Raw genomic sequence first — 7,485 nt, 5'->3', positions numbered from 1 at the left:
TCCGTTTTCGAGTCGCGCGCCCTTCACCTCCACATGATCGGCAAGCTGGAACCGGCGCTCGAAGCTCCGGCCGGCGATGCCCTGATAGAGATAGTTCGTGTTTTCGGGTTCGTTGCGCTTGCCCGAGATGGTGAGCACGTTCTGCTTCACCTCGATCGAGAGGTCCTGCTCGGCGAAGCCGGCGACCGCCATGGAGATGCGATAATCGCTCTCGCCGAGGCGTTCGATGTTATAGGGGGGATAGGTCGGCTGGCCCGCGTCGCGCGTCACGGAATCGAGCAGCGACTGGAGTTGGTCGAAACCGACGGTGGACCGATAGAGCGGGGAGAAATCGAAGGTTCGCATGGGGTCACATCCTCTGAAAGCGATGGAAAGTCCATGGGCAAAAGGCTTTAATGCCGCCCTCAGGCCGGCTGCGCCTTCTGTCCGCCGGACCCGCGTCGCGCGGCGTCCGGCGATATCGAGATAGGATGACGAAACGGCCGATTCAAGACGGGGACCGGGTGGGATTTTCGGCCGACAAGAGGTCGGAAAAAGGGGGATTTCGATGAACTACAAGCTGTTGGCCCGCGCGACCTTGCTCGCCGCCGCGGCGGCTTGCGCGATGATGACGCAGGCCCATGCCGCCGATGCGGACACGATCAGGCTCGGCGCGGCCGTGTCGCTCACCGGAAAATATTCCTCGAACGGCGTGTATACCCGCAATGGGTACGACCTTGCCGCGAAGCTCATCAACGAAAAGGGCGGCGTCGAGGTTGGCGGCAAGAGCTACAAACTCGAAATCGTCTATTACGACGACGAATCGACGCCGGCGCGCGGCGCGCAACTGGCCGAGCGGCTGATCCAGCAAGACGGCGTCAAATATCTCCTCGGGCCCTATTCCTCCGGCCTCACCGAAGCGATGGCGCCGGTGACGGAAAAATACGGTGTGCCGATGGTGGAGGCGAATGGTGCCGCCGTTTCGCTCTTCCGCAAGGGTTACAAATATCTTTTCGCGGTGCTCTCGACGACCGACCAGTATCTCCAGCCCGCCGTGCAGCTCGCCGCCGGTCGCGCGGACGACCCGACCAAGCTCAAGATCGCGATGGCCTTCGAAAACGATCCTTTCTCGCAGGATGTGCGCGAAGGCGTAACGGCGGACGCAAAGCGCTTCGGCATGAAGATCGTCGTCGACGACAAGCTGCCGCCGGAACTGAACGACATGTCGGCGACGCTGACGAAAGTAAAATTGCTGAAGCCCGATCTTCTCATCGTCTCGGGCCACGAGAAGGGCGCCTCGACCGCTATTCGCCAGCTTGCCGACCAGCGCGTCAACGTGCCCCTTCTCGCCATGACGCATTGCGACTCCGCGCAGATCGCCGAGAAGCTCGGCAAGGCTGCTGAATATACGCTCTGCGCCGCGCAATGGGCGCCGTCGCTGACCTATTCCGACGACCTCTTCGGCAAGGCGGGCGACTACGCGGCGCTTTACGAAAAGACCTATGGCGAGCCGGCACCTTATCAGGCGGCGGAATCGAGCGCGGCCGTACAGGTTTTCGCCGCCGCCTTCGCGCGCGCGGGCAGCCTCGATCCGAAAGCGGTGCGCGACGCACTCTCGAAGACGGACATCAAGACCTCCTACGGGCCGATCAAATTCGACGAGACCGGCAAGAATGTCGTGAAGCCGATGGTTCTCTTCCAGGTGCAGGACGGCAAATATGTCGTCGTCTGGCCGGAAAAATGGGCGGAAGCGAAGCTTCGCGCGCCGACGCCAAGCTGGGACAAGAGGTAAGAGCATCCCGTGATCGACAATTTCCTTCTGCTCGTTCAGAACCCGAGCTTCGCGCTCGACGTGGTTCTGAACGGGCTTCTCGTCGGCGCGATCTTTGCGCTCGCGGCCTATGGCATGTCGCTCGTCTGGGGCGTGCTCAACATCGTCAACATCGTGCAGGGCGAACTCGTCATGCTCGGCGGCTTCATCGCCTTCATGGCCGTGAGCCACGGCGTGCCGCCGCTGGCCGCGCTGCCGCTGGCGTCGGCGGCGATGTTCTGCGTCGGCTGGCTGCTCTACCGCCTCGTCATCTTCCGCGTCGTCGACAAGGACCTCTTCATCTCGATCCTCGCGACCTTCGGCCTGTCGATCCTGATCCAGCAATTGACCAACACGGCCTTCGGCTCCGACGTGCGCAGCATCGATACGGGCCTCGGCTCCTTCTACATGCTGGACGGCGCCGTCACGCTCGCCTGGATCAAGCTCGCGGCCTTCGCATTGGCGCTCGTCGCCGGTGCGGCGCTCTGGCTTTTCCTGCGCCATGCGCGGCTGGGGCAGGCGATACGCGCGACCGCGCAGAATGCGCGCGCCGCGCACATTCTCGGTATCGACACCGACCGCGTCTATGTCGTGACATATGGCATCAACGCGGCGCTTTGCGGCGCGGCGGGAAGCCTCGCTGTCATGGCATGGACGATCCATCCCTATATCGGACTGCCCTATACGGTGCGCTCCTTCATGATCGTCGTCGTCGCGGGTCTCGGCAATGTCGGCGGCGTCGTCGCGGCGGGCCTCGGCCTCGGCGCGGTCGAGAATGTCGCGGGCTTCGTGCTCGGCGCCGAGTACCAGATCGCCTTCGTCTTCGCGCTGATGGTGCTGATCCTCGTCTGGCGCAACATCGCCGCCGCCCGCCGCAGAAGCTATCTCTCATGATCGACAAGCTGATCGCGCGCTTCGAACGCATTCCGCAATGGGCTCTCATCGCCGGCCTCGGCGTCGTCGCCGTCTCCGCGCCCTTCATCGTCCCGAGCCTCGCGACACAGCTCGCCTTCCTCTGGCTGATGGTGGTGCTCGCCCAGACCTGGGACGTGCTTGGCGGCCAGATGGGCTACAATTCCTTCGGCAACGTGATCTTCTTCGGCATCGGCTGCTACGCCTCGGCGGTCGTGCAACGCGATTCCGGTCTCCCCTATTTCGACGCGCTGGCGCTCGGCCTTCTCGTGGCGGGCGCCGTTTCGCTTCTCTCGGCGCTCGTCTTCGGCGCGGCGCTGCTCGGCATTCGCGGACATTATTTCGCCATCGCGACACTCGGCCTCGGCATCGCGGCGGGCGAGATCGCGGCCGGCTGGTCCTATGTCGGTGCGGGCTCTGGCATGGCAATGCCGCTTTATCCGGGCGCGCTCGGGCAACGCGAAATATTTTTCTATTTCCTGATGTTCGCGATCGCCGCCGCCTGCTTCATGACCTTGCGCGCGCTTTATGCGACGCGCTTCGGCCTGGCGCTCAACGCGATCCGCGACGACGAGGACAAGGCCGAGGCGATGGGGCTGCGCACAACGCAGATCAAGACGATGGCCTGGGCGATCTCGGCCTTCTTCCTCGGTCTCGCGGGCGCGGTCGCGGGCAACATGCTCGGTTTCATCGATCCGCGCGACGTCGCCTTTTCCGGCGCGACCTTCGGCGTCTGGATGGTGCTGATGGCGATCCTCGGCGGCAAGGGCACGCTCTGGGGTCCGGTCATCGGCGCCGCGATCTTCCACCTAACCAAGGAACTCTTCTGGACCTATCTCCTCGGCTGGCAGCGCGTCGCGCTCGGCCTTCTGATCGTCGTCATCGTGCTCTTCTTCCCGCAAGGCATCATGGGCTGGCTCGCGGCGCGCAAGGCGGGAGCGCGAGCATGAGGGTCATTCTCAAAGCCCATAACGTGACCAAGCGCTTCGGCGGCGTGATCGCGAACGACGGTGTCTCGCTGACTGTGCGCGAAGGCGAAATCGCCGGCCTCATCGGCCCGAACGGCTCCGGCAAGTCGACGCTTTTCGGCTGCATCGCCGGCGCCTATCCGATCGACGGCGGCGAGATTTCCTTTGAAGGAAAGCCGATCTCGAAACTCCGCGTCGGCCCCATCGTGCGGTCCGGCCTCGTGCGGACCTATCAGCAAACGCATGTCTATGACGAGATGACGGCGCTTGAGAACATGCAGATCAGCTCGCGCGACGCGCAAGGCAGCGTGCTGACGCTCCTGAAGCCCCGTGCGCGGGCGATCAACGCGCGCGCCGGGGAGCTCCTCGCCTTTGTCGGTCTCCACGAAAAGCGCGATCACAAGGCGGGAAGCCTGAGCTTCGGCCAGCAGAAACTTCTCGAATTCGCGATGGCGCTGATGAGCGAACCCAAGCTTCTTCTGCTCGACGAGCCGACGGCGGGCATCAACCCGACGCTCATCAACGGCCTGATCGACCGGCTGAAACGCGCCAATGAAGAACTCGGCATCACGCTTCTCGTCATCGAGCACAATATGCGCGTCATCATGAACCTTGCCTCGCGCATCACCTGCCTGGCGCATGGACGTGTTCTCGCCGAGGGTACGCCCGACGAAATCCGCGGCGACGCGCGCGTCCTCGACGCCTATCTCGGAGCCCAATAATGGTCGACGACCAGAAGCGCGCGGGCGGTTACGGCGAAGGCGGCATCGCGCCGGCGCTTTCGGTCGCCGACGTGGCGCGCGAGGCGGAGGCGCTGGGCGAGAGCGTGAGCCGCGACGACATTCTCGCGCTCGCGGGCGGCACGCCGATCCTCGAATTGCGGGGCTTGCGCGCCGGCTACGGTGCGATGGAAATCCTGCATGGCGTCGATCTCGCGGTTGGCGCAGGGCAGAGCCTCTGCCTCGTCGGTCCGAACGGCGCGGGCAAATCGACGGTGCTTCATTCGATCTTCGGCTTCACGAAGATCACGGGCGGCAGCGTCGTCGCGAACGGCGCGGACGTGACGCGCCTCACCTCGAGCGCCAAGCTCCGCGACGCGCGCATCGCCTATATCCTGCAGGACAATTCGATCTTCCCCGACATGACGGTCGAGGAAAATCTTCTGATGGGTGGCTATCTTCTCGCCGACCGGGTCAAGGCGCGAGACGCCGCGGAACGGGTCTTCGCGCGTTATGACCGGCTGGCAAAGCGTCGTCGCGAGCGCGCGGGCGTGCTGTCGGGCGGCGAGCGCCGCCTCCTCGAAATCAGCCGCGCGCTCATCATGGATCCGCAAGTGCTGCTGGTCGACGAGCCGTCCATCGGTCTCGAACCGCGCATGATCGACATGGTCTTCGAGATTCTCGCCGATCTCCGCAAGGCGCAGGGCAAGACCATCGTCATGGTCGAGCAGAACGCCCGCAAGGGGCTCGAATTCGCCGATATCGGCTACGTGATGGTGGCGGGCCGGGTCGCGCTCGCGGGGCCTGGGGCGGCGCTTCTCGAAAATCCCGAAGTCGGCCGGCTTTTCCTCGGCGGCTAGAGCGTTTCCAGGTGAAGTGGAATCCGGTTCACCGTCCGGAAACGCGACAAAACTAAAGAGTTAGAGCGGTTCAGCGTTTCCACGAAATGCTGAACCGCTCTAGCGTGAGCGAGCGGCAAAAGGCGCGGATTTCCGCCGTTTCGCTATCCCGTTTCTGAACGCAAAATGAATATTCGCTCCAGCGTCGGTTCAGCGGACGCGGCGCATTCTCTGCCTCAAGGATCGATACCCGATCCATTGCCAAGGAGGCAGACCATGAAAAAGCTTCTCGCCCTTGCCGGTCTCGCGACGGCTCTTTTCGCGGCGGTTCCGATGGCGGCACAGGCCGACAGCTATCGCCATGTCGAGCGCGACGGCCCGCGCGGCGGCCATTACGAAAAGGATGTCTATCGCGACCACGGCCGCCCCGGTCACAGGCCCGATTACCGCCACATGCAGCGCCGCGATTTCGGCTACTGGCGCCCGCATCTGGAGCGCGCCCGTTACCATCACTTCGGCCGCCCGGTCTTCTACGACCATTATTATCGGGTTCCGGCCCGCAACTATCGCGGCGCCGTCGTGATGCTGACCGTCAACGCCTATACGGGCGCGATCATCTCGGTCGGCTACTGATCGCGGCCCGTCGATTGAGGCCCCGCTTCGGCGGGGCTTTTTCGTTTCAGGGCCGCATGGTCGTGCGGAATGGTCCAATATCCGACGCGCGCCGCGCCGCCGTCCAGTCGAGCCAGTCGCAGAGCCTCGGCAGCGTCTCGCGCGGGTCGATCAACTCGTGAACCGAAAAGCCCTCGGCGCGCGGGAAGGGCGATTGCCCCGCCGCAAGTTTTTCCTCCAGTTCTCTGCGAAGCGCATCCGGGTCAGGCGCCGCCGCGATCTCGCGCGCGAAGGCGATGGCGACGCCGCCTTCGACAGGCAATGCGCCGGTCGCCGCGCTCGGCCAGGACAGCACGAAGGCATCGGGGCCGAAATGCGCAGCGCCCGCGACGCCGAACACCTTGTGCACGATGACGGAAGCCCAGGGCACCCGGCTCTGCATGACGGCGGCGATGGCCGCCGTGCCGTGGCGGATGGTGGCTGCCTTCTCCGATGCCGAGCCGATCATGAAGCCCGGCTCGTCGACGAAGGAGATGATGGGGAGGTGGAACGTGTTGCAGAAGTCGGAAAAGCGCCGAAGCTTCTGCGCGGCCTCCGCCGTCATCGCGCCCGCATAGACCATGCAATCATTGGCGATCACGCCGACGCTCTTCCCGTTGAGGCGCGCAAGGCCGGTGATGAGCGACGGGCCGTAGCGCCGCGTCATTTCGAAGAAGCTGCCTTCGTCCATCACCGCCTTGACGATCTTGCGCATCTGGAAGGGCTTGCGCCGGTCCTTCGGCACGATGGAGAGCAGCGCCTCGTCCATCCGGTTGCGATCGTCGGTGGCGGCGACATCCGGCGGTAATTGCCAGACATTGTCGGGAAGATAGGAAAGGAAGCGCGCGATCTCGCCAAGTGCGTCTTCCTCGCTCGCGACCACATTGTCGACGACGCCGCTTTTCGCATGAACGTCGGCGCCGCCGAGTTCTTCCTTGCTGAGCTTCTCGCCGAGCGCGCGTTCGACGACCTTGGGTCCCGCGATCAGCACCTGCGCGCTCTCGACCATGACGGCGAAATGCGAGGCGACCAGGCGCGAGGCGGGAAGCCCGGCGACCGGTCCGAGCGCGGCGGTGGCGACGGGCACTTCGCCGAGCACCTGGGTCACGGAGAGAAAGCGCGGCGCGGAAAAAACCGGATCGCCAAGCGGACGCGCCGCCTTCTTCCCGCTTGAGCCTGCAACGCTGCCGCCGCCGCCCTCATGAAGACGTACCAGCGGCACCTTGTAGGTGAGGGCGAGGTCTTCGGCATAGACGCTCTTGCGCAGGCCCGCCGGATTGGGCGAGCCGCCCTTCAGCGTGAAATCCTCGCCGCCGATGGCGACGCGCCGCCCATTCACGGTTGCGAAGCCGAGGACGTAGTTGGCCGGCTCGAAATCGACGAGGTTCCCGTCCTCGTCGAAATGCGGCACGCCGGCGCCTTCGCCGAGCTCGCGAAAGCTGCCTTCGTCGGCCAGCCGCGCGATGCGCTCGCGGATGGTGAGACGGCCCTTCTCATGCTGACGCCGGACGGCCTCCTCGCCGCCCTGTCTTTTGGCGAGCATGCGGCGGCGTCTGATTTCCTCGGCCTCTTTTTCCCAGCTCATATTCGCTCCGGTTTATGCCCCG

General features: G+C 64.5%; 8 protein-coding genes. 6 read left to right on the top strand and 2 right to left on the bottom strand.

Translation table 11 applies throughout. From position 1 onward, the window contains the following. A partial coding sequence (locus tag VMR03_RS07440) for an Hsp20 family protein (RefSeq protein WP_325403786.1) occupies window positions 1-345 on the bottom strand: 345 nt, incomplete at its 3' end. A 202-nt stretch (window positions 346-547) separates the two neighbouring features. On the opposite strand from VMR03_RS07440, the gene VMR03_RS07435 reads away from it, so the two are divergent. From VMR03_RS07435 to VMR03_RS07410, 6 genes are all read left to right on the top strand, one after another. Beyond that, entirely contained in the window at window positions 548-1,771 is a 1,224-nt protein-coding gene (locus tag VMR03_RS07435) for an amino acid ABC transporter substrate-binding protein (RefSeq protein ID WP_325403783.1), read from the top strand. 9 nt (window positions 1,772-1,780) lie between these two features. Further along, a complete protein-coding gene (locus tag VMR03_RS07430; protein WP_325403781.1) occupies window positions 1,781-2,683 on the top strand; it encodes a branched-chain amino acid ABC transporter permease in 903 nt (300 codons plus the stop codon). After that, window positions 2,680-3,651 (top strand): branched-chain amino acid ABC transporter permease, encoded by a 972-nt coding sequence (locus tag VMR03_RS07425; protein WP_325403779.1) that lies wholly within the window; start codon window positions 2,680-2,682, stop codon window positions 3,649-3,651. Before VMR03_RS07430 ends, VMR03_RS07425 begins: the two co-directional genes overlap by 4 nt. Then, window positions 3,648-4,391 (top strand): ABC transporter ATP-binding protein, encoded by a 744-nt coding sequence (locus tag VMR03_RS07420; protein ID WP_325403776.1) that lies wholly within the window; start codon window positions 3,648-3,650, stop codon window positions 4,389-4,391. Before VMR03_RS07425 ends, VMR03_RS07420 begins: the two co-directional genes overlap by 4 nt. Then, complete coding sequence (locus VMR03_RS07415) at window positions 4,391-5,248, top strand: ABC transporter ATP-binding protein (protein WP_325403774.1); 858 nt, start codon at window positions 4,391-4,393, stop codon at window positions 5,246-5,248. Before VMR03_RS07420 ends, VMR03_RS07415 begins: the two co-directional genes overlap by 1 nt. A 255-nt stretch (window positions 5,249-5,503) precedes the next feature. Further along, window positions 5,504-5,860, top strand: a complete 357-nt coding sequence (locus VMR03_RS07410) for a hypothetical protein (RefSeq protein WP_325403772.1) — start codon at window positions 5,504-5,506, stop codon at window positions 5,858-5,860. Window positions 5,861-5,906: 46 nt separating this feature from the next. On the opposite strand, the gene VMR03_RS07405 is transcribed toward VMR03_RS07410, so the two are convergent. Beyond that, a complete protein-coding gene (locus tag VMR03_RS07405; RefSeq protein ID WP_325403770.1) occupies window positions 5,907-7,463 on the bottom strand; it encodes an acyl-CoA carboxylase subunit beta in 1,557 nt (518 codons plus the stop codon). Window positions 7,464-7,485: the final 22 nt, after the last annotated feature.

The organism is Parvibaculum sp., from assembly GCF_035511255.1.
Classification (GTDB): Bacteria; Pseudomonadota; Alphaproteobacteria; order Parvibaculales; family Parvibaculaceae; genus Parvibaculum.
The sequence above is the reverse complement of the archived record's forward strand: the minus strand, read 5'-3'. Positions and strand labels throughout refer to the sequence as shown.